Origin of the sequence: Limibacter armeniacum (assembly GCF_036880985.1) — a bacterium.
Taxonomy (GTDB): Bacteria; Bacteroidota; Bacteroidia; order Cytophagales; family Flammeovirgaceae; genus Limibacter; species Limibacter armeniacum.
Map to the genome: position 1 here is coordinate 2,435,262 of NZ_JBAJNO010000009.1, position 20,616 is coordinate 2,455,877.

Consider the following 20,616-nt stretch of genomic DNA (forward strand, 5'->3'; position numbering starts at 1 on the left):
TCTGCCATACAACTCTGCGTTGTGATTAATCTTCTAATCCGTTAGTCAGGAATGTTCCTTTAGTTACTAACCATAACAAGAAAAAGATCAGTCCATGAAGCAAATAGATATAATAGAAGTCTTGGGTATCCTTATATCTTGTTTCCTTTATTTCAGCCTTTTCATACTGGTCAATAACTTCAAATATTTGGCTAAGTGCCTGGTTGTTCGTTGCTCGAAAGAATTTTCCTTGCCCAATTTTGGCAATCTCCCTTAGCGCTGTTTCATCTAGGCTCTCCTCAATATAACGTGGCCTTCCGTACATATCGGTTCCGTATGGCACTGGACCATCTTTACCAACACCAATTGAATAGACCTTGACACCATACGCAAAGCATAACTCTGCAGCTGTCTTTGGTGCAATACTTCCGGCTGTATTTTCACCATCACTCAAAAGTACTACCACTTTTGACTTTGAGTCAGACTCTCTCATCCTATTCAAAGCTACTCCCAAAGCACTACCGATGGCAGTTCCTGGTTTTTCGACCATATCAAAGCTGATATCATCGATCAGTTTTTTGAGTAAAGTATAGTCAGTGGTAAGTGGTGCATAAGAAATTGCTTCCCCTGCAAAAATCACCAAACCAATACGGTCTTGAAACCTGCCATCTATAAAGTTTTTGGCTACTTTCTTCGCAGCATCCAACCTGTTTGGCGTAAAGTCCTCAATCTGCATGGAGTGGGAGATATCCAGTACTAACATAATGTCAATACCTTCTGTCCACTGTTCCACTTGTTCATTCGTCTCTTGCGGACGAGCCAATGCAACCAGTAACAGCATGATTGCCAGCGACAAAAATACAACAGGAATAAATCTTAGCAAAGCCATTTTGCTTGATTGTACTTTTTGTTCGGGCAATGCGATGTCCAATTTCTGTCTGAACTTGAAATGCAGTAACCAGCGAAGCAGGAAAATCAACGGTACTAATGGTACCAGCCATAGCAATTGAGGTGCTTGCCACTCGAAATTTGACAAGGTACCCCAGTCAAACCACTTTATACTAAACCATTCCCAAGTAAAGTTATCCATTTCTCACCTCCTGTATTTTCTGTTCGTAAGCTGTTTCAGCGTATTGTTTCAGTGTGTTTAGTGCTACAGGCACGCCTCCGTCTCTAATACCTGCATAAATAGCTTTATCAAGCTCTTTAAGAGACTTACCAAGATTCTGGTCGCTAACCAATGCGCTAATTTCTCGAGTTGTACAGCTCTGTAAAGGCATATTCTTGACCTTTCCTGTATAACTTTTCCAAATACCCAATGCTTTCTCAAGATGCTCTACATCCATATTACCATTGGTAAGACCACTGTATTCCTCCACAAATTTTGTATGTGTACGTTGCAACCTACGAATCACAATATTCTTTTTGATTTGCTTTCCAAATACCAGAAGTACAATCAATCCCAATAACAGCAAGACTCCCAATGCAATCAAATAATAGGGATAATTGAATTGCTTAGGTACTGTCGCAAGGTTTGCATTCTCCATCAACTTAACAGAATCCGGCATTGACAAAACTACCTTTTGCAAATAGACACCATCCTTTTCAGGATAAATGGTATCAGCCTTTGCTGCATTTTGCATCAAAATTACAGGCACTGAAAGCTCCTGCAACTCATCCAGTTCAAATGTGGTAAGTTCATAGACTACGCTATCCAAACTACCAGTAATGTCCGTTACTGTTGGAAAATACTCTTTCCCCATATATTCAAAGGGAGAGAAATCATAAGTTGAGTCCGGAAAAAATACTTCCATATCCGGATCATGTCGGTAGGTCAATGCATAGTGCACCACTTCACCTACCTTAGTACTGTCAGCCTTGAAACGTCCGACAGGAGAAGTACTCGTCTCCTGTGCTTTGGTCGTAAAAGGCAAAAACAATATGCCTACCCAAAAAAGTACGATATAATGCTTTCGCATAGATATTAAGTTCTAAAAGTTCAGAAGCAGGTCAGCACTATCTACACTGACATACTCCGGCTATCTGTTCTATTTTCTCGCTCTGTTTCTGATCTTGAAGAGCTTGATCAGCTTCGGTACATAATCCTCATTCGTATCAACAAGGAGGTAGCTGCCACCATTCTTTCGAACCGTTTCGCTCAATTCCTTTCTGTTGTCCGAATAATAGCGATCAAGTTTATCTCTAAAGTCTTTTGAAGAGGTATTTACCCAAATTGTCTGCTGTGTTTCCTTATCAAAAAGCGGTACAATTCCCACTTTAGGAAAACTGCGCTCACGATCATCCGCAATGTGTATAACCACCAGGTCATGTGTTTTTGCTATTGCCTTCAGGTTACGCTCGTAGCCATCATCAACAAAATCTGAAATGATGATAATAATACTTTTTCTCTTGATAGTAGAAAGTGCTAAGCTAATCGCCTTGTTAAGGTTTGTCTTCAGTGAGCTAGGTGTTAGCTTAAAAAGCGTATTGATCACCTCATAAGCATGCTTTAGTCCTTTGTGCGGTTTGATATACTTCTCTTTTTCATCTGAAAAACAAAGTACCCCCACTGAACTGGCTTCTTTTACAGCCGAAAGCGTCAGCACACTACAGATTTCCTTACCAATGTCAATCTTTCTCTTCCCTTGCTTACCAATTTCCTGTGAAGCACTGACATCAAGAATAAAAAATACGTTCTGTTCCTTTTCCTCCTTGAAAGTTTTGACAAATGTCCCATGCCCTTTCGCTGACACATTCCAATCTATGTGACGAACATCATCACCATACTGATAGGCTCTCACATCGTCAAACTCAAGGCCTGACCCTTTGAATACCGAATGGTAATCTCCCTGCATCTGCGAGTTGATTGCCTTTCGGATCCGGATCTCATACTGTCTTAGCCTACTGATAAGTTCTTTCATGGTCTATGGTATAAATATTTTTCGTCTGTCGTCAGGAGTTGATAGTAAACCATCAACCACGATGCCGTAATCAATAGTGTTACCTCTCAAATTTAAGTCAATGATAAGTATATCATTAAATGGAGATTTGATTTAACACATTTTAACCGCCTAGTCTGCAATGATATAGCTCTCCTTGTTTTTTCCTTTGGGCGGAATAAATATTTTTGAGCCATGAAAAAGCTGTTAACCATTGCATTCATTGCAGTTCTGTCGCTGACAGGCTGCCAGCAGGAGAAAAAAGAAGTGCCAGCCAACTTGATCAGTAAAGAGAAGATGGCTGACATCATCGTTGATACATATATAGCAGAAGCGACTGTTTCGGCAAAAGGTGTAAAGAAGTTCGAAGGCATCAAGCTATTTGAAGGTCTATACAATGACATCATCCAAAAGTATGACCTTGACACAGCAGTATACAGAACTAGCTATACCTACTACCTCGAAAATGGGGAGGAGATGAAAGAGATCTATGAGATTGTAAAAGAAAGGCTGAAAGCTGAAAAAGATTCTGCAGAAGACGCTATCAATACAAAACCTTCAGATGTGAACAATACGAAATAATTGTATTGAGACAAGATAAACTTCAAAGCACTTCAGTGATTTTAGCAATTCTGAAGTGCTTTTCTATTTTTCTTAAGTTAGTCCCCATTCAGCCAAAGGTTCCTTCCATAAAAGCATTAAGTTTGTACGTTGAAAGCCTGTCAGGCTAGGCAAACAATTAATTCTGAATAAATGAATCACGATATAAAACTGCCTAAAAAGTTCACTGAAAGAATGAAAGAACAGCTTGGAGAAGCTGCATTCGGTGAATTTGAAAAGGCATTCGATAATCCTATTCCGGTATCGCTAAGGCTTAATCCAGCCAAGCCAACCAACAAGTTTGACAACGAACAACCGGTCCCTTGGTGTGATTTAGGTAAGTACTTGCCTAAAAGACCTCTTTTTGCCAAGGATCCATTAATTTTTGCTGGTGCCTACTATGTACAGGAAGCCTCTTCCATGTTTCTATGGCATGCATTGAAACAACATGCCCCTTTAACACAAGATTTAAGGGCTTTGGACTTGTGTGCTGCTCCCGGAGGTAAAAGTACCCTAATTAGCACTATGCTAACCGAAGGAAGTCTTTTAGTTACCAATGAGCTGATGCCTAACAGGCTTCCTGCGCTAACTGAAAATATCGTCCGATGGGGACGTGCCAACACATTTGTCAGTCACAATGACTCAGCTTCTTTCAAGCCACTCAAAGAATTTTTTGATGTAATCGCTGTAGATGCGCCGTGTTCTGGAGAAGGTATGTTCCGAAAGGATTACAAGGCTGTTGACATGTGGAGTACGGGTCTAGTTCACTCCTGCTCCAATACACAAAAAGAGATTCTTGATGACATCATGGGATGTGTCAAGCCAGGCGGACTACTGCTTTACAGCACTTGTACATTCGCTGAAGCAGAAAATGAGGAATCCATGAGGCATATTGCTGCCACAGGGGATTTTGAACCCTTGAAAATTGAGGTTCCTGAAGCGTGGGGGATTACAGAACTGGAGACTGAAAGCCATGAAGGCACCTGCTATGGTTACCGTTTTATATTCCATAAGACAAAAGGAGAGGGGTTGTTCTTAAGTGCTTTTAGAAAAAAAGGAGAGCCTGCTAGAAATACAAAGATCAAGGTTCCAAAGAAAAAAGCGCAACAGACCAATATGCTGTCAAAGAAAGAGGCAGAACAGGTAGGAAAGTGGCTCAAAAACCCTGAAGAATTTGACTTTGCTGTAAAAGGCACGGAACATATTTTTGCGATACCCAAACATGCTACCAAGGATTTCAAGAATTTGAACACCATCCTGAAACTGACAAATCCAGGAGTTTACATGGGAAAAATCAATGCAAAAAGTGGAAAACTGATTCCTACACATGATTTAGCTGTCAATACCATAATATCAGATAAGGTTCCTAGTTTCGAGCTTGATTACGAACAGGCTATCTCTTATCTCCGAAAACAAGATTTTCCACTAGATACAGGTAGTGTTAAGGATTGGACTATTGTGAAATACGAAGGTGTCGCCTTAGGTTTTATAAAAGTGCTACCCAACAGAATTAATAACTACTACCCAATGGATCTAAGGCTTAGAAAAGAGTTTTAACCAACAATACAAAAGGCAACTTCAGGGTTGCCTATTTTTTTGCCTCAAGGTTTTGCTTAAAGGGATGGACATAAAAAAAGCTCACTAAAATAGCGAGCTCTTTCCTGTTTAACCTAATTTATTAACCCATTATCAATCAAAAACCTTATATCTATATCTAAAATGTTTTTTGGGGCGAATAAGTTCGCCTTTTTCACTTTTTCTCATAGCACCCCCATTTTCAACCTTCTGGGAGGCTATATTTATCGATTTTTTTATCTCTGATTTTGATAGGGAAGGGGTATAAAAAGAAAGAGCTCACTAAAATAGTGAGCTTTTTCTAATGTTTAACCTAATTTATTAACCCATTATCAATCAAAACCTATGTTTTTATATGAATGTTTTCGACGATTTGGCTATGTCTTACATTGGAGGTAGAAAGGGCCCACTAATCTAGTAGGCTTTTCCAATGTTTAACCTAATTTATTAACCCATTATCAATCAAAAACCTATATATCTTTTTTAGAATGCACTTACATGCATATACCATATATGTAAATACTGTGCCACAAATCCGAAAAAAACAACAACTAACTAATAACCAGTCAATTACACACAAATACACATAAAACAGGGTGAAATATTTATCCCATTTTGGGAATTGAGTTTCATATCAAGAATTGTAAAAATCTGATTTACAACATTTTTTATTCCTTTAATACAATCACTTTCATCACCAAATTATTAACGGATTTAATCACTATGATCATTACATAATTAGTAGTACAGGATTAGAACCAAACAATTAACTTTAACTATTTGAATAAAAAATATAACTATTATAAGTTAATATATTTTTCAACCTTAGAAGAGAAACTTAAAAGCAACTCCAAATCAATTAATTAACATACTAATTCCCAATTTGAGAATTTCTTTAATTTTCTTTTGAGTCATTTCCCCATAAAAAAAGTCGTCATTACAATGACGACTTCACTTAAAGTTGATATAAAATCACCTAATCAATTAGCCATTACTTCATCAGTTGCCTTACTTTTTACTTCAGATAGCTTTCTGATTTTTATTCCCAATACACCAAACAGAATCGTCATGATAGGACTAATAATATTAAAGAAACAGAAAGGCATATAAGCCATTGTGGCTACGTTCAAAGCTGCTGATTGTGCTGCGCCACAAGTATTCCAAGGAATCAGTACAGAAGTAACAGTCGCTGAATCCTCCAATGTTCTACTCAAATTCTCAGGAGCCAACCCCTGATCCTGATAAGCTTCTGCATACATTTTACCAGGTACTACAATAGCCAAATACTGGTCTGATGCTGTCAGATTAAAAAATCCACATGTAAGGGCCGTTGAAGTAACCAAACCTCCGGTAGAGGATACACGTCTGATAATTGCTTCCGTGATTGTATGAAGCATTCCACTTACTTCCATTACCCCACCAAAAGCCATTGCCATCAATATTAACCATATTGTACCAAGCATTCCAAACATTCCACTCGTAGACAATAGCTCATTAACCATTTCATTTTCTGTCGTAATCGAGATTGATCCATACATCGCTTTCATTATAGCAGTGTAAGAAGCCATAGCAAAGTCCTCAGTTCCTGCGATCGTTTTCACAATATCAGGCTGAAATACCAAGGCTGCCACACCTCCTAACAAAGAACCAATCAATAGTGCCGGTAGAGCCGGCATCTTTTTCACAATCAATACGACAACAATGACAGGCACTAAAAACAGCCAAGGGGTAATATTGAAAGTATTTTCAAGTAAGTTTAATACACCACTGATATCCGCTTGTTCTCCACCTGTGTGGTAGGTAAATCCTATCCCAAGAAAAATCAGTAACGACAATATTAGAGATGGGATCGTGGTGTACATCATGTACCTGATATGGGTAAACAAGTCAGTACCTGCCATCGCTGGAGCTAAGTTGGTTGTATCTGATAGGGGAGACATTTTATCACCGAAATAAGCTCCTGAAATAATAGCACCCGCAACTATCCCTTTATCTATTCCCAATGCTGTACCGATACCAATCAGAGCAATCCCTACTGTTGCTACTGTTGACCATGAACTTCCTGTCGCAATTGAAACTATAGAACAAATAATACATGCTGCAACCAAAAAGATAGAAGGATTAAGTACTTGCAGACCATAGTAAATCATTGCTGGGACAATCCCGCTTAGCAACCAAGTACCTGCTAAAGCTCCAATCATCAACAGAATCAGAATAGCTGACATCGCTGATGAGATACTATCCACTATTCCCTGAAGGATCGTATCCCACTTCATTCCAAGCCTGTAAGCCATGATACCTGCTATTGCAGTAGCCAACATCATTACCACTTGGTTGGATCCTGACAGCCCATCATCCTTAAAGACAAAAGCGACATTAATTGCCAGCGTTACTATGAGAAAAATAATAGGCACTAATGCCTCTATCAGCGTCGGTTTTCTAAAGTTTGTATTCATCAGTAAAGACTGTTCTTCTTTTAAAACAAAAAATAGCACAAGAAATAGTACACATAATACTATTTGACATTCTTATATCATACTCATTTCTACAAAAAACAAATAATATTACATGAATGGGCTATGTATGTTGCTGTTGGTATAAATAATTTTCAATAAAAAATGGTCACCTCCTCAGGTAACCATTCTTTTCATAATCCGCTATCAACTCACTGCGCCAAACTTTCCAATGTTTTTTCTAACTCTTGAATTCTACTGAGATAATGTTCCTCATTTCTTTTCATTTCTTTCTGCACATATTCAAGCACTTTCACCTGATCTTCCAATTCCTGATCTTTTCTCATTAAGGCTACTGCTTGCTCTTGGAGAGAACGTGCTACCTCCTGAGATTTTTCATTGATTTTTACAGTTCTCAATACATTAGCCACACTTTCTGCCAATTGTTCCAATAATTGGACATGATGTGATTCAAATGGATGAAATGAAGCAAATTCCAACAGCCCACATACTCCACCATCTGCAATAAGCGGTACCATAATTAGATAATTAGGGGTTGCCATACCTAACCCAGAAGTGATATGTACATACCCTTCAGGTATATTATTAAGTAAATAGGTTCGCTTTTCACGGTAAACCTGTCCCAGCAGCCCTTCATTCAAGTCAATTTTTTGAGAAATATATTTCCGCTTTTCAAAGGCAAAAGCAGCCACTAACTCATAATAGGTCTCTCCATTCCTTTCTACAACCATATACATTGCCCCCTGATTAGCCTTAATATATTGGGCTAACCCACTAATCAGCTTGTTTCCCATCTGCTCGAGAGCACTCCCTTCTGTCAGGATATCACCAAACCTTACCACCCCATCTGTTATCCATTTTCGGGTATTTTCTTCTTCTTTGACCTTGCGAAGCTTATCTCTCATTTTTCTGAGGTCTTCTTCCAACTCTCCCTCTCTATATTGTTTATTGTATCTGACATATACATCTCCATCTCCAATTTGCTTAGCAAAGGCAGCTACAGCCTTCATTCTTTCATTTAATGTATGAATATGTGCTACTGCCTCTGAAAGTTCATCAGAAACATCCACCTTACCATAATGTGTAATATAACGACCATCAGCAAGTGTCCTGATCTCCCGGGCAAGGCTGAAAATACGCTTTGACAAACCGTTAGCAAAGACAACCCCAATCCATCCACCCAAAAAAACCTGAAGTATCACCACAGCAATAAATAGGTACTCGATGATCTCTACAGCCTTGTCTGTCTCCTTTTCAACCCCCTGTTGAAGTATGATCACCTTTTCTAAAATTGCAGCATTCATTTCCCGAAGATCTCTTCTAATACCTTTTCCTTCACTGTTTCCAAGCTCTCGCTCAAGCTTTACTACCAACTCAAAGCCATATTTATATGCTAGAAGTTTTGCTAATGACTCTTTGAGAACCTCTTCTGTAAAAGCTTCATCAAAATGAGAATTAAATCGCCTCTTTAACTCCGAAACTGCAGCCTTAAATGTATTCTCAAACTTAAGCACATACTCATTGCCACCTCTCAATAGAAAGTCCTTTTCATAGCGGCGTAACATCAAAATCATTTCCTTATTTGCTTGAGGGATTGCCTCCAAATCATGAATGCGCTTACGGAACTCACCTTCTGCCCCCCAATCCTTGAAGCCTCGTTGCAACTGCTTTTGCACCAGCATATTCGCTTTTTTCTTATACTCCTTCAAAGCTCCCTGTAACAACTGCAATTGACTGGCTATTGAGGCTTGCTGCCCAACACTACTTTGACCTAAAGAAAAAAGGAGCATAGCCGCAGAATCTATCAGGTAATAACTCTGCTGAATATTGGTACTAAGATGGGATTCATAAAAGGTAGGAGATCTCACTTCTTCGAGCATAAAGTCATCTATATGCTGACGCACTTTATGAATCAGATGGATACTTGTATTGACATCCTTATCCATTTGATTGTAGAGATCTACTTTGATTGCACTACTATAATAAAGCACCCCTGTTATCAGGGCAAGAAGGATAGAGAAGAAAAAAGCTGCAAACAGCTTTGTCCTGATCGAGTTAAGGTTCATATCAATTATGGGTCAATCAAGCGCAAAAGGGGAGTCATACGCTTTAGTTTTTAAGGTTAAAAAATAAGGCACTCTCTGTTAGCCTCTTAATTAATATAACCTCCTAATTTGATATGAAAAAACTATGGTCACAGGTTTTTTTAAAACAAAAAAAGGAAAGGCAGTAACCGATACTACCTTTCCCTTTTATTTTTAGCACTATTGCTAACAGTGATAATTACTTCACCACTTGCAACATTGACAGGTATTTTTTCGCATCTGTCACTTCTTGTGACTTGCTATACTCGTTAATGATACGCTCGTAAGAACCTTTTGCTGCATCCTTGTCTCCTTTTGCTTCCTGAGCAAAAGCAAGTTTCAGCAGGTAAGCTGGCGTAAACTGCTCGTTTGACTTATAGTCTACAGCTTTTCCAAAATAACTTACAGCATTATCAAAATCTTTTTTCTCTGTGTAAGCATCACCAATCAGTGCATATGCTCTAGCTTGAACTAACAGGTCATTAGATGAGAAGTCTTTCAGGTAGCTGATAGCTTCGTCAAATTTGCCCATTCTCATTGAAGCTACACCAGCATAGAATTTAGCCAAGTTTCCAGCCTCTGTGTTGCTGTATTCATCAGCGATGCCAGCAAAACCTTTTGTAAAGTTGCCGTCACCATTCAATGCTTTGCCCAAAGAATCCTTCTCCATGTAGAATACTGCAGGAGAAAGTTCCGCTTGTGCTTCTTTGTTTTTATTTTCTAAGTGCAACTGATAGAAGAAGTAGCCAAAAATAACGGCTATAACTGCTCCCAGTACGCCCAGAATTACATTTTTGTTTTTGTCTGCAAACCTTTGTGTTTGACTAAGGGTATCTTGAATCGCTTCTGGGCTTTCAATTAGTTTTTCAAGATTTTCCTGCTGCTTATTTTTCTTATCCTCCATGATTTTTTCCAAAGTACTTTATTCCCACTTTGAGCCGCAAAAATAACCAAATTTCTTAAAACTAGAGATATTATACGTAAGCGTTTTTCACTTTTAAATATAATTCTCAAAACATTTGACTAGCAAGAATAGTAATTTATAACCATATTCCAAATCTTTATTGCTTAAATGCAATATAATTTTTCGGATTTTAGGCTTTGGCAATCTTTATTCCGGCAACATTCTCCACAGTCAATACTATGTTCATAAAAAAAGCCGGAATAAAACCCGGCTTTATATATCATTGTACAGAACAACAAAATTAGTTTTCCACAAATGGGAATTCCTTTTGTTCTGCATAAACATCCTCATAGATATTTTCAGGCTCTGGGAATGGTGAGTCCTCTGCAAATTTCACAGATTCCATCACTTCATTCTTGATATCCTTATCAATTTGTTTCAGCTCTTCTTCAGTAGCAAAACCTTTTTCGATCAATGAAGTTTTCACTTGCTCGATTGGATCCTGCTTCTTGTACTCTGCCACTTCCTCTTTTGTACGATACTTCTGAGGATCTGACATTGAGTGACCTTTGAAACGGTATGTTTTGAACTCAAGGAAGTAAGGACCGTTACCAGCTCTTACGTGCTCAGCTGCTTCTTCAACTGCAATATGCACTTCCTCTACGTCCATACCATTTACTGGCTTAGACGGGATGTCATATGCTTTTCCGATATGGTAAAGGTCTGTTACGTTTGATGTTCTTGATACTGAAGTACCCATAGCGTAACCGTTGTTTTCCACAACGAAAATCACTGGCAATTTCCACAGCATAGCCATGTTGAATGCCTCGTGCATAGCACCTTGACGGATTGCACCATCACCGAAATAACAAATACACAGGTTCTTTGTACCAGTATATTTCTCTGCAAATGCGATACCTGCTCCCATAGGGATTTGAGCACCTACAATACCGTGTCCACCCATGAAGTGTACATCCTTATCAAAGACGTGCATTGAACCACCTTTACCTTTGGTAGTTCCGGTCACTTTACCGTACATCTCTGCCATCACTTTCTTAGGTTCAGTACCCAGTGCCAATGGCTGAGCGTGGTCACGGTAAGCTGTGATCCACTTATCGTCTTTATCCAAAGCAGATACAGCACCTGCTGCACAAGCTTCCTGTCCAATGTAAAGGTGGCAGAAACCTTTGATTTTCTGCTGTCCGTACAATTGACCACATTTTTCCTCAAACCTTCTGATAAGCAGCATGTCTTTATACCACTTCATATAGGTCTCCTTGGAAAAAGTCCTCTCTTGTTTCGCTACTTTTTCTGTAGACATTATCGTATTCAGTTAAGTGTTTAACGCTTTTCAGACACTCGCATCTTAGACAAGTCCAAGACACTTAAAATTCCAATAATATGGTTTAATTTTACGTTTTCGCTCAAAGGTCATAAGTTTTCCTTAAAAAACAAAACACAGGAAAAGACCTTGGCACTCATGTAATTCGACAACACTGAAGATTTTTTATGCAAAAATATGTAATCATTGTGGCTGGAGGAAAGGGAAGCAGAATGGGAACTGCTACACCCAAACAGTTTCTTGAGTTGGCAGGAAAGCCTGTCTTGATGTACACAATTGAAAAATTTGCCCATACGCTTCCAACAGCCAAGTTGATTATTGTACTACCTGAGGCTGAAATCCCATTATGGGAATCACTTGTGAAAGCACATGATTTTGCCATAGCACACACAACGACTGCTGGAGGAGAAACACGCTTTCACTCGGTCAGCAACGGACTAAAGCTTGTAGAAAGGGGAGGTGTTGTGGCTATTCATGACGGCGTACGTCCATTTGTGGCAAATGAGGTAATCATCAACTCATTCGAAACTGCTGAAAAAACAGGCAATGCCATCGCTGCCGTTTCTTTAAAAGATTCTATCAGGAGTATCTCCTCATCTGGTAGCAAGGCAGAGGACAGAAGCGCATTCAAGCTGATCCAAACGCCTCAAACATTCAGAACAGACCTGATACTTGATGCATTTAATACAGCATACCAACCATTCTTTACAGATGATGCGAGTGTTGCTGAACATGCTGGCCACAAGGTCAATCTCATTGAAGGGAATTACGAAAACATCAAGATTACAACCCCTGAAGATTTAAAAGTCGCTCAGGCATTTTTATAGACAAAAAAGAAGGTCTCTGGTGCGACATGCCCCAGAGACCTATTTCTTTACCATAACTTAATGGAAGACTAATACTCATCTTCGTTGAAGAAGAAGTCGTCTTTTGTTGGATAATCAGGCCAGATTTCCTCGATATTCTCGTAAGGCTGACCATCATCTTCCAATTCCTGAAGGTTTTCTACCACCTCCAAAGGAGCACCAGTACGGATTGAGTAATCGATCAACTCATCCTTTGTTGCTGGCCAAGGTGCGTCTTCCAAGTATGAAGCTAATTCCAACGTCCAGTACATAAGCGTCAATTGTTTTGTTTATTGATCTAATTTATGATATGATCAACAAACGAATAACTTGTAAAAAATTCAGTCTCAGAATTTTATTTTATAAAAACACCGCCAAACCACATCAATAGTCACATTTAACACAATCCCATCAAATGTATATTCGGCTTATGGCTGCGAAAATAAACTATTTTATTAAAGAAACAACCTTTTATCTTCGCTGAGGTAACAACCTAGTTTAAAAAAAATTCCCGATTTCAAAAGCTTTAACATAATTCTGAAAAACAGAACTATTTGTTTTTCAATGATTATGCTTTGAAAATGCGCACATTTCTTTTCAACACATTGTTTTACTCGGTGATGCTCTCTTAGCTAAAAGTATTTTTCTCTTTAATAATTTAAATGAACTTTTTTTCGCAATCAAAAAATTCATGAAACAAATCCGTGCCAAGGTCCAAATTTTATAGCAGCAAGTTTATTATACTTTTTCCTCTTGCCACTTTGGCAACTTCAATGATGCTACAACACCTCCATCTTGGTTTTGTATTTCAAAGGTTGCTTTTCCTCCAAACAACAGCCACAGTCTTTGTTCTGTATTTTTTATTCCATAACCCGCATTGGGGATATTTGTTGGGTTCAAATAACCACTATTGTAGATGTTGCAGTAAAGAACCTCTTCATCTCTCCAAGCCTTGATCCTAATTTCACCACCATCAACCAACTGGGCCACACCATGTTTGATACCGTTCTCGACTAAAGTCTGTATCATCATAGGAGGCACTTTAAATGAAGAAAGATCTCCTTTAATATCGTAACTGATTTGTAGTCGCTCCTCAAAACGGGTTTGTTCAAGTGCCAAATAATCCTTTACAATATCAATCTCATCCTCAAAAGGGATCAGGAGTTTTTTGCCCATCATCAAGGAGCTTCTCAAAATATTGGATAACTGATGAATAGAGTCCTTCGCTTTATTTGGGTTCTCATCTACCAAGTACTTTACAGTATTCAGTGAGTTGAAAAGAAAATGCGGGTTCAGCTGTGATCGTAACCTGTTCAACTCTATCTCATTGGCTTTTGCCTCCAGTTTAAGGCTTCTGCCATAGCTGCTTACGTAGTGGTACAGAAAATAGGCTAATGACCAACACATAAAAATAAAAGTACCGGCAATCAGTGGTCCCAGCAGTTCAAACAATGAAAAGCGAAATGATGCGGGGCTAAACCATAAAGTTGACAGCATTCCGATAGGTATTGCTAACATGGAAAGTACAACGGATGCTATCAGCATCCTGAGCAACAACCTTGGGAACGTAAGCTGTAGCCACTTATGACGTATCACAAACTTTCGGTAGAGATGGGACAAACCCATCAAGCATGTAGTTGTAAACACCACATCTGCCACACTCCTCCAAGTCAAGCTGCCTTGAATAGCGAGCAGTACTCCCATATATGCAGCATAAAGCGACCATCCTCCTATCTGGCAGATCAGGTATAACCTACGCTGTTCTATCTTCCAGATATTATCAATTCTACGTTCCGTATCAGAAAAACCTGCTGTCATAATAACTTGACTGTCTTTTCACCATTCCAAAATGTAAAAAGAGTTCACATGAAAGTCTTACATTAATTGACTAACGGTAAATCTCCTTATACAAAAGGTTTCTTTTACTCCTCCAGTTTAGGGATTGTCTCCAAAAAACTGTACTTCTTGTTCTCAAAATCAATATGACAGAAATAGTGTTGCATTCCATTAGTGATAGAAAGGTAGGGCGCTTTCAGTACCATATTGTAACTAGCCGCCTGATTGAAAGTCGCATCCGAAAGCTTGATTTCAGGCGCCTTGCACTCTACCAGCATAAACGGCTTTCCTTGCCTATCATAAATGACGATATCTGTACGCTTCTGCAACTTATTCAGTTTGAGTCCCGCTTCAATACTCATCAATGACTTCGGAAAACCCTGCTGAGAAAGAAAATGAATGAAATGTTGCCTCACCCATTCCTCAGGGGTAAGCTGAAGGTATTTTTTTCTGATCTGATCAAATATATAAAGCTTATTGTCTCGTTTCTGCAACTTGCAGTCATATGAGGGTAAGTTCAGTGGAGGAAGACTCATAGGGATAAAAACCGTTTACTTAATTTGTGTGGCAAATGTACTATTTTTCAATCCAACAATTTCTTTCCAATTTGCTTTATTCTTTATACATTTTCTGTCGATCAGCAATGAAATTGAACCTATCGGTTATTGCAGCGGTCCAAAACGCATGAGATATTGAAATACGAATATACGATAGCACACAACTCGGATTCATACCATTACAGTATGAGTGACCAATATTTTGGTTACCCAACAGGGTATACTTTTGATTACTCCTACAATTACCGATGGCTTAACCTTGAAGACAACACGTTGGACACCTGCGAATTCAATGATGAGGAATCGATGACCCTGACTTCTCGTAAGCTGAAAATCTCACAGAAATACTCTACCAAGATTATTGATATCAATCACCTACAAAAGCTTTCTGTAAAGTTCCGTCGCCTGATGTTACCCCTTACCACGGGCGGTATCATTGCTCCTTTAGCCATTGCGGCTATCGTGACTGAGGTGTTGGCACCTGTTACAGGCTTTTCCATATTTGTCATTGCACTGCTGATGTTCTATTACGGTTATCGTGGTACTTACCAACTGAATGTTGAAATGCGGGGTAACACACTTTCACTTTTTATTGATGAATATGGGCAGGACCTTCAAAAATTCATTGAAGTAGCTAACCACCATATAATCAAAGCAAAACGCTTCTAACACGCCGTTTACAGAGCATTCCCATAGAGATATTTTAAAAAAAGTATAGGATTTTTTTAGTTCTATTCTTGGATATTAATCCAATTCCCTTTTATATTTGCACTCGCAAAACGAGAAAGAGGACGCAATTTTGCCCGATGGTGTAACTGGCAACACGTCTGATTTTGGTTCAGAAGAGTCTAGGTTCGAGCCCTAGTCGGGCAACCAAAAAAATTAGTTTTCTTTCTTGACTTGCATGCCCGATGGTGTAACTGGCAACACGTCTGATTTTGGTTCAGAAGAGTCTAGGTTCGAGCCCTAGTCGGGCAACTAAAAAGCAAGAGACAAGCTTTTAAAAAAATGTTTCGAATGCCCGATGGTGTAACTGGCAACACGTCTGATTTTGGTTCAGAAGAGTCTAGGTTCGAGCCCTAGTCGGGCAACTAAAAAAGGCTTCCTAATAAAATTAGGAAGCCTTTTTTTATTACAGTGTTATAAGTATATGTAGTTTCCGTATACATTCATTCCCTTTAACTCTCAATAATCACTCCCTTCTTTTGTCTTTCCCCACTTTCCTTTCTTTGAAATATTCTATTGGAATAAGACTCATTCATTCATTTATATTTTATGAATACTCATTCACTTAAAATGTAATTTTGACAATTAAAATGAATTGTCTTTATTTCGGAATGATTAGGATTTTACTAACAAGCAACTTCTGTAACTAACCTATTTTTTACTGATAGAGGCTTTAGACAATCCAACAATACACCAATTTAATTACAGAAACCGATGAACTACAACTTACTCAAAGGCACAATAGGAGCGGTTGCCCTAGCTGTTGCTTTCTCCGCATGTAATAACGAAGAAGACCCTGGTACTTCTAAAAATGCTCACTTTACTGAAAAACATCACTATTTCACTACTGAGAGCTTCAACGCAAATGAGGTACAGACAGCCATGATTGAAATGGAAGATGGCGACACACTCCATTTTGCTGAAGGTACTTATGAGTTTACTACATCCCTTTCCATTCAGGACAAGAAAAACATCACCCTTATGGGCGATGGCTCTACAAAAACAGTCCTTTCTTTTTCAGGGCAATCGGCTGGAGCCCAAGGTATATTGGCGACTCATACAGATGGCATCCTGTTTAAGGATTTTACTATTCAAGACTCTCCAGGTGACAACATTAAAGTAAAAGACTCTAATGGAGTAACATTCCTGAATATGGAAGCTGTCTATACAGGTGAAGCATCTGAAGACAATGGAGCTTATGCTGTTTACCCAGTAGCTTGTAAAAATGTGCTGTTGGATGGCGTTTACGTTAGAGGTGCTTCTGATGCTGGTATTTACGTAGGTCAAACGGAAAATGTCATCGTGAAGAACTGTATCGCTGAAGAGAACGTAGCCGGTATTGAAATTGAAAACTGTATGTATGCAGATGTATTCAGCAATACAGCCAAAAACAACACAGGTGGTATCTTGGTATTCAGCCTTCCTGGTCTTGAAGTTATCAAGAATGGTATGCACACAAGGGTTTTCAATAATACAATTGAGAACAACAACCATAATAACTTTGCCCCTGCCGGAAACATTGTAGGTAATGTTCCTGCCGGAACAGGTATCATGACTTTGGCTTACCAAGGTGTTGAGATTTTTGGAAACACGATCAAGAATAACAACATGACATCTGTTGCTATTTTCTCATGGGCAGCATTGGAAGCTTTGGATCCAAGCAGGTTATATGAAGGAGATGATTACTTCAAGCTCAATATGGACATTAACATCCATAACAATCAGATCATCACTGAGGATGGACAGTTTCCAAACCTGACACAAAGTGCTATTGGTGAGCTTGTATTGGGTATCAACCTATACAAAGTTTTCCCTGAGTTCAATAAATCAATCTCTCACATCCTGTTTGATGGCATTCCTTTATATGTAGGGGAGCAAGACCTGACTAACCTCACAATCAACAACAATGGAGATGGGGTTATTTTCACAAACATGAATGTTATTCAAGCACCTAACCAAGAAGACTATGCTGATGACCAAGCATTCCTTGAAGCATGGCAGATGAGCTTTGATGTAAGTCCATTTGCAATAGAAGGAGGTTACGTAGGGTCAGAAGTGACTGTTTCTGCAAGAGCTGAATAAAAATAACAAGCAAATGAATTACTGGAGGGGCTAGTAATCCCTTCCAGTAATTCGACTTTTAAAGCATTCCCGATTGACTTTTTTTAATTCAGTGATCAGCCATGGTATTCAAACATCAAATTATCGCTACACTTATATTATTTATAAGTGTATTTCAAATTGCCTGCACAGAAGAGCCTGTTGAAGATACACAAGCTATACCACCTGTTGCCGACCTTGCAGAAGTTCCTTACAGAAAGCTTTCAGAGTATCATTTCTTCAAGGGAGAAATATCAGACCTGCAAGCACAAGAAGGCGTATTGCCTTACGACCTTAACACACCACTATTTTCAGATTACGCACATAAAGCACGTTTTATCTACCTTCCTGAAGGAAAGCAGATCAACTATACAGCCCTGGAATCATTGGACTTTCCTGTAGGAACTGTTCTTATCAAAAACTTCTTTTACCACAATGATGAGCGCGATCCTTCCAAAGGAAAAAGAATTATCGAAACACGTCTTCTGATCCACCAAGAAGATGGATGGAATGCATATCCTTACCTTTGGAATGATGGACAAACTGATGCCGATTATTGGGTTGGTGGTTTTCAAACAGAGGTTTCATGGGTAGACCAAAATGGAGAAGAGCAAGTTATTAACTATCAGATGCCAAACAAGAATGATTGTAAAGGTTGTCATGTTATTGATAATATCCTGCACCCTATAGGACCAAAAGCACGTAACCTGAATGGTAATTACCCTTATGCTGATGGAAGTCAAAATCAATTGCTGAAATTGAAAGAAATGGGATGGCTGAATGGCATGCCTGCACTGTCTGAGGTTGATAAGGCTGCAAAATGGGATGATACCAGTGAGCTACTGGAAGATCGTGCTCGTGCTTATCTAGACGTCAACTGCGGACACTGTCACCGTCCAAATGCTCCTGCCAATAACTCAGGCCTTTTCCTTTATCACCAAGAAACAGATGATAATAATTTGGGTCTTTGCAAAGTCCCTGTTGCTGCAGGAAGTGGCTCAGGTGGTCTTAAGTTTGACATTGTACCTGGAGAGCCTGAAAATTCTATTCTACCTTACCGTATGAACTCCACTAACATTGAAGTGATGATGCCTGAACTAGGAAGAACAGTTGTTCACAAAGAAGGTGTTGAGCTAATTGAAAACTGGATACGCAATATGGAAAATAGAGGCTGTAATGCCCAATAGCAACAAACTATAAAACCCCGAGCTTTGCCTTATCGCTAAGCTCGGGGTTTCTTGCTTTTATTGTTTACATAATTTTTTGACCTGCCTTATTATGTGTACTTTCAGTATATGAAGAAGATAGCACACGTAGGTCAGTTGGTTGACCTAATCAAATACTCAAACAGCATCGCTGAAGTAAAATCCATTGAGTTACCCACCAAGTTTGAAAGCAAATACAAAGATGGACTCAAGTATATGAATGATGACACCACCAATGACAATGCTATTGAAGGCATTCCGATCAATTGGGTTGATACAGGCGAAATCAGAATTGTATTTGATGTTGGGGAGTAATGACTACCAACGGAATAGCCTGTCAAAAGTATACCCCATTGTTAGCATGGCTTCCCATCTCTGATTGGTCTGGCTTCCATCCTGTGTAAAGATCTCCAACTCATCTTCTGTCTGGATATATCGAGTCTCTACTCTTACAAAAGCATTAGGCATTGGTCTGTACTCTCCACCTAATGTAAGTCCGTATATCTGTAAGCCTTGTATGTTTTCAGTGTCTTCCATATAAAGACCACTGATAAAGCCATCCTTATCATTAAACACTTCACCCCTTGCTGTTACTGACAAGTTTTTATCAAACTGCCAACGGATAACCGTCAAAGCATTATACATAATAGCCGTTTCCTGAGGGTTGTCTAATACAGAGTTTGTTTGTGTACCAAAGTCTCCACCTACTGTCAGCAGTAACCTATCACTAAGTTGCCCATTATAATACAGGTTCTGATAAGTTCTAAATTGCTTGACAGGAGCTTCATCCAATGATTCCCTGCCAAACAAATTGGTATAGGTCAAGCTGTGCCCTTTAGCGATATTCCATGAGAAAAGTGCTCCTACTGACTTAGCATCATTTGCATCCAAGAAAAAGTTATAGCCACTTACTACCCAAAGTTCAGCCGAAAACTTTTCAGAGCCTTCCCATGAAAGTCTTGCTCCACTCTGGTAAAACGGCTCATTGTAGGTAGCAACAGTGGTTGAACTAAGCCAATTGTTTTTTGGCAAATAACTCTCCGTTCCTATATGGGTAGAGAAGAAGCCAGCATCAAGCCATAAACCGTCCTTTAGCTCTATTCCCATATTGGCTTCCTGAATCATATTGAAAGTCTCAGACCAAGTAGCTTGTGCAATATCCCCATAGTGCAATGTAAAACTTCCTCTCACTTGCTCTGACTCATATCCTACTTGCATTTGCAAAGCATTTAACCCAAACCGACGATCTCTCGGTGAGACAGTTGTAAACTTCTGCAATGCATTAGGTTCCAGCTCATCTGAAAAAGCTGCAAAATAAACATCTGTATATCCTTCTATTTTCAGTTGATGTTTGGTCGTATCTTCTTCTTGTGCCATTACCGAAGAAACTCCTGCAAAAAAACACAACGCCGCCATCCATAACTTTCTCATCCCTTAAGTCTTTTAATAT

General features: G+C 39.0%; 18 protein-coding genes and 3 tRNA genes. 10 read left to right on the forward strand and 11 right to left on the reverse strand.

Going from position 1 to position 20,616, the window contains the following annotated elements; translation table 11 throughout:
• Positions 1-25: 25 nt before the first annotated feature.
• From V6R21_RS27970 to V6R21_RS27980, 3 genes are all read right to left on the reverse strand, one after another.
• Entirely contained in the window at positions 26-1,069 is a 1,044-nt protein-coding gene (locus V6R21_RS27970; protein ID WP_334246799.1) for a vWA domain-containing protein, read from the reverse strand.
• Positions 1,062-1,958: a hypothetical protein gene (locus V6R21_RS27975; RefSeq protein WP_334246800.1), complete on the reverse strand. Its 897-nt coding sequence runs from the start codon at positions 1,956-1,958 to the stop codon at positions 1,062-1,064. Before V6R21_RS27975 ends, V6R21_RS27970 begins: the two co-directional genes overlap by 8 nt.
• Before the next feature lie 69 nt (positions 1,959-2,027).
• Positions 2,028-2,900, reverse strand: coding sequence for a DUF58 domain-containing protein (locus V6R21_RS27980; protein WP_334246801.1), 873 nt, complete (start codon positions 2,898-2,900; stop codon positions 2,028-2,030).
• Between the two features lie 213 nt (positions 2,901-3,113).
• Between V6R21_RS27980 and V6R21_RS27985 the strand changes: the two genes are divergently transcribed.
• Together V6R21_RS27985 and V6R21_RS27990 are read left to right on the forward strand one after the other, a co-directional pair.
• Positions 3,114-3,500 carry a DUF4296 domain-containing protein gene (locus V6R21_RS27985; RefSeq protein ID WP_334246802.1) on the forward strand — a complete coding sequence of 129 codons (387 nt, stop codon included), beginning with the start codon at positions 3,114-3,116 and terminating at the stop codon, positions 3,498-3,500.
• Positions 3,501-3,671: 171 nt separating this feature from the next.
• Positions 3,672-5,075 carry a methyltransferase RsmF C-terminal domain-like protein gene (locus V6R21_RS27990; protein WP_334246803.1) on the forward strand — a complete coding sequence of 468 codons (1,404 nt, stop codon included), beginning with the start codon at positions 3,672-3,674 and terminating at the stop codon, positions 5,073-5,075.
• 998 nt (positions 5,076-6,073) lie between these two features.
• On the opposite strand, the gene nhaC is transcribed toward V6R21_RS27990, so the two are convergent.
• The 4 genes from nhaC to pdhA all read right to left on the reverse strand — a co-directional run bounded on the left by nhaC (position 6,074) and on the right by pdhA (position 11,876).
• The gene (gene nhaC / locus V6R21_RS27995) at positions 6,074-7,549 is read right to left on the reverse strand and encodes a Na+/H+ antiporter NhaC (protein WP_334246804.1); all 1,476 of its coding nucleotides are present in this window, start codon (positions 7,547-7,549) and stop codon (positions 6,074-6,076) included.
• A gap of 209 nt (positions 7,550-7,758) precedes the next feature.
• Positions 7,759-9,633 (reverse strand): GAF domain-containing protein, encoded by a 1,875-nt coding sequence (locus V6R21_RS28000; protein ID WP_334246805.1) that lies wholly within the window; start codon positions 9,631-9,633, stop codon positions 7,759-7,761.
• Positions 9,634-9,850: 217 nt separating this feature from the next.
• Positions 9,851-10,555, reverse strand: coding sequence for a tetratricopeptide repeat protein (locus tag V6R21_RS28005; RefSeq protein ID WP_334246806.1), 705 nt, complete (start codon positions 10,553-10,555; stop codon positions 9,851-9,853).
• A 301-nt stretch (positions 10,556-10,856) separates the two neighbouring features.
• Entirely contained in the window at positions 10,857-11,876 is a 1,020-nt protein-coding gene (pdhA, locus tag V6R21_RS28010) for a pyruvate dehydrogenase (acetyl-transferring) E1 component subunit alpha (protein WP_334246807.1), read from the reverse strand.
• 188 nt (positions 11,877-12,064) lie between these two features.
• Between pdhA and V6R21_RS28015 the strand changes: the two genes are divergently transcribed.
• Positions 12,065-12,724: a 2-C-methyl-D-erythritol 4-phosphate cytidylyltransferase gene (locus tag V6R21_RS28015; RefSeq protein WP_334246808.1), complete on the forward strand. Its 660-nt coding sequence runs from the start codon at positions 12,065-12,067 to the stop codon at positions 12,722-12,724.
• Positions 12,725-12,792: 68 nt separating this feature from the next.
• On the opposite strand, the gene V6R21_RS28020 is transcribed toward V6R21_RS28015, so the two are convergent.
• From V6R21_RS28020 to V6R21_RS28030, 3 genes are all read right to left on the reverse strand, one after another.
• Positions 12,793-13,014 (reverse strand): DUF2795 domain-containing protein, encoded by a 222-nt coding sequence (locus V6R21_RS28020; RefSeq protein ID WP_334246809.1) that lies wholly within the window; start codon positions 13,012-13,014, stop codon positions 12,793-12,795.
• A 466-nt stretch (positions 13,015-13,480) separates the two neighbouring features.
• Positions 13,481-14,560, reverse strand: a complete 1,080-nt coding sequence (locus V6R21_RS28025; protein ID WP_334246810.1) for a sensor histidine kinase — start codon at positions 14,558-14,560, stop codon at positions 13,481-13,483.
• A 104-nt stretch (positions 14,561-14,664) separates the two neighbouring features.
• Positions 14,665-15,114, reverse strand: coding sequence for a type I restriction enzyme HsdR N-terminal domain-containing protein (locus V6R21_RS28030; RefSeq protein WP_334246811.1), 450 nt, complete (start codon positions 15,112-15,114; stop codon positions 14,665-14,667).
• A 156-nt stretch (positions 15,115-15,270) separates the two neighbouring features.
• Here V6R21_RS28030 and V6R21_RS28035 point away from each other — a divergent pair, with 156 nt between their 5' ends.
• From V6R21_RS28035 to V6R21_RS28065, 7 genes are all read left to right on the forward strand, one after another.
• On the forward strand, positions 15,271-15,804 hold the full coding sequence (locus V6R21_RS28035) for a hypothetical protein (protein ID WP_334246812.1): 534 nt from the start codon (positions 15,271-15,273) through the stop codon (positions 15,802-15,804).
• A 131-nt stretch (positions 15,805-15,935) separates the two neighbouring features.
• Positions 15,936-16,011, forward strand: a tRNA-Gln gene (locus tag V6R21_RS28040).
• A 29-nt stretch (positions 16,012-16,040) separates the two neighbouring features.
• A tRNA-Gln gene (locus V6R21_RS28045) sits at positions 16,041-16,113 on the forward strand.
• A gap of 40 nt (positions 16,114-16,153) precedes the next feature.
• Positions 16,154-16,226 (forward strand) — tRNA-Gln (locus V6R21_RS28050).
• Positions 16,227-16,575: 349 nt separating this feature from the next.
• Positions 16,576-17,943 carry a parallel beta-helix domain-containing protein gene (locus V6R21_RS28055; protein ID WP_334246813.1) on the forward strand — a complete coding sequence of 456 codons (1,368 nt, stop codon included), beginning with the start codon at positions 16,576-16,578 and terminating at the stop codon, positions 17,941-17,943.
• A 101-nt stretch (positions 17,944-18,044) separates the two neighbouring features.
• Positions 18,045-19,148 (forward strand): SO2930 family diheme c-type cytochrome, encoded by a 1,104-nt coding sequence (locus V6R21_RS28060; RefSeq protein WP_334246814.1) that lies wholly within the window; start codon positions 18,045-18,047, stop codon positions 19,146-19,148.
• A 108-nt stretch (positions 19,149-19,256) separates the two neighbouring features.
• Entirely contained in the window at positions 19,257-19,481 is a 225-nt protein-coding gene (locus V6R21_RS28065; protein ID WP_334246815.1) for a hypothetical protein, read from the forward strand.
• 3 nt (positions 19,482-19,484) lie between these two features.
• Here V6R21_RS28065 and V6R21_RS28070 read toward each other — a convergent pair whose 3' ends face one another.
• Complete coding sequence (locus V6R21_RS28070) at positions 19,485-20,597, reverse strand: outer membrane beta-barrel protein (RefSeq protein ID WP_334246816.1); 1,113 nt, start codon at positions 20,595-20,597, stop codon at positions 19,485-19,487.
• Positions 20,598-20,616: the final 19 nt, after the last annotated feature.

Bases quoted from the DNA above. Each gene is read 5' to 3' on its own strand.
- V6R21_RS27990 (WP_334246803.1), top strand. From the start codon at position 3,672: ATGAATCACGATATAAAACTGCCTAAAAAGTTCACTGAAAGAATGAAA.
- V6R21_RS27975 (WP_334246800.1), bottom strand. From the start codon at position 1,958: ATGCGAAAGCATTATATCGTACTTTTTTGGGTAGGCATATTGTTTTTG.
- V6R21_RS27985 (WP_334246802.1), top strand. From the start codon at position 3,114: ATGAAAAAGCTGTTAACCATTGCATTCATTGCAGTTCTGTCGCTGACA.
- V6R21_RS28055 (WP_334246813.1), top strand. From the start codon at position 16,576: ATGAACTACAACTTACTCAAAGGCACAATAGGAGCGGTTGCCCTAGCT.
- V6R21_RS28020 (WP_334246809.1), bottom strand. From the start codon at position 13,014: ATGTACTGGACGTTGGAATTAGCTTCATACTTGGAAGACGCACCTTGG.
- V6R21_RS27970 (WP_334246799.1), bottom strand. From the start codon at position 1,069: ATGGATAACTTTACTTGGGAATGGTTTAGTATAAAGTGGTTTGACTGG.
- V6R21_RS28005 (WP_334246806.1), bottom strand. From the start codon at position 10,555: ATGGAGGATAAGAAAAATAAGCAGCAGGAAAATCTTGAAAAACTAATT.
- nhaC (WP_334246804.1), bottom strand. From the start codon at position 7,549: ATGAATACAAACTTTAGAAAACCGACGCTGATAGAGGCATTAGTGCCT.
- V6R21_RS28070 (WP_334246816.1), bottom strand. From the start codon at position 20,597: ATGAGAAAGTTATGGATGGCGGCGTTGTGTTTTTTTGCAGGAGTTTCT.
- V6R21_RS27980 (WP_334246801.1), bottom strand. From the start codon at position 2,900: ATGAAAGAACTTATCAGTAGGCTAAGACAGTATGAGATCCGGATCCGA.
- V6R21_RS28015 (WP_334246808.1), top strand. From the start codon at position 12,065: ATGCAAAAATATGTAATCATTGTGGCTGGAGGAAAGGGAAGCAGAATG.
- V6R21_RS28065 (WP_334246815.1), top strand. From the start codon at position 19,257: ATGAAGAAGATAGCACACGTAGGTCAGTTGGTTGACCTAATCAAATAC.
- V6R21_RS28000 (WP_334246805.1), bottom strand. From the start codon at position 9,633: ATGAACCTTAACTCGATCAGGACAAAGCTGTTTGCAGCTTTTTTCTTC.
- V6R21_RS28025 (WP_334246810.1), bottom strand. From the start codon at position 14,560: ATGACAGCAGGTTTTTCTGATACGGAACGTAGAATTGATAATATCTGG.
- V6R21_RS28030 (WP_334246811.1), bottom strand. From the start codon at position 15,114: ATGAGTCTTCCTCCACTGAACTTACCCTCATATGACTGCAAGTTGCAG.
- pdhA (WP_334246807.1), bottom strand. From the start codon at position 11,876: ATGTCTACAGAAAAAGTAGCGAAACAAGAGAGGACTTTTTCCAAGGAG.
- V6R21_RS28060 (WP_334246814.1), top strand. From the start codon at position 18,045: ATGGTATTCAAACATCAAATTATCGCTACACTTATATTATTTATAAGT.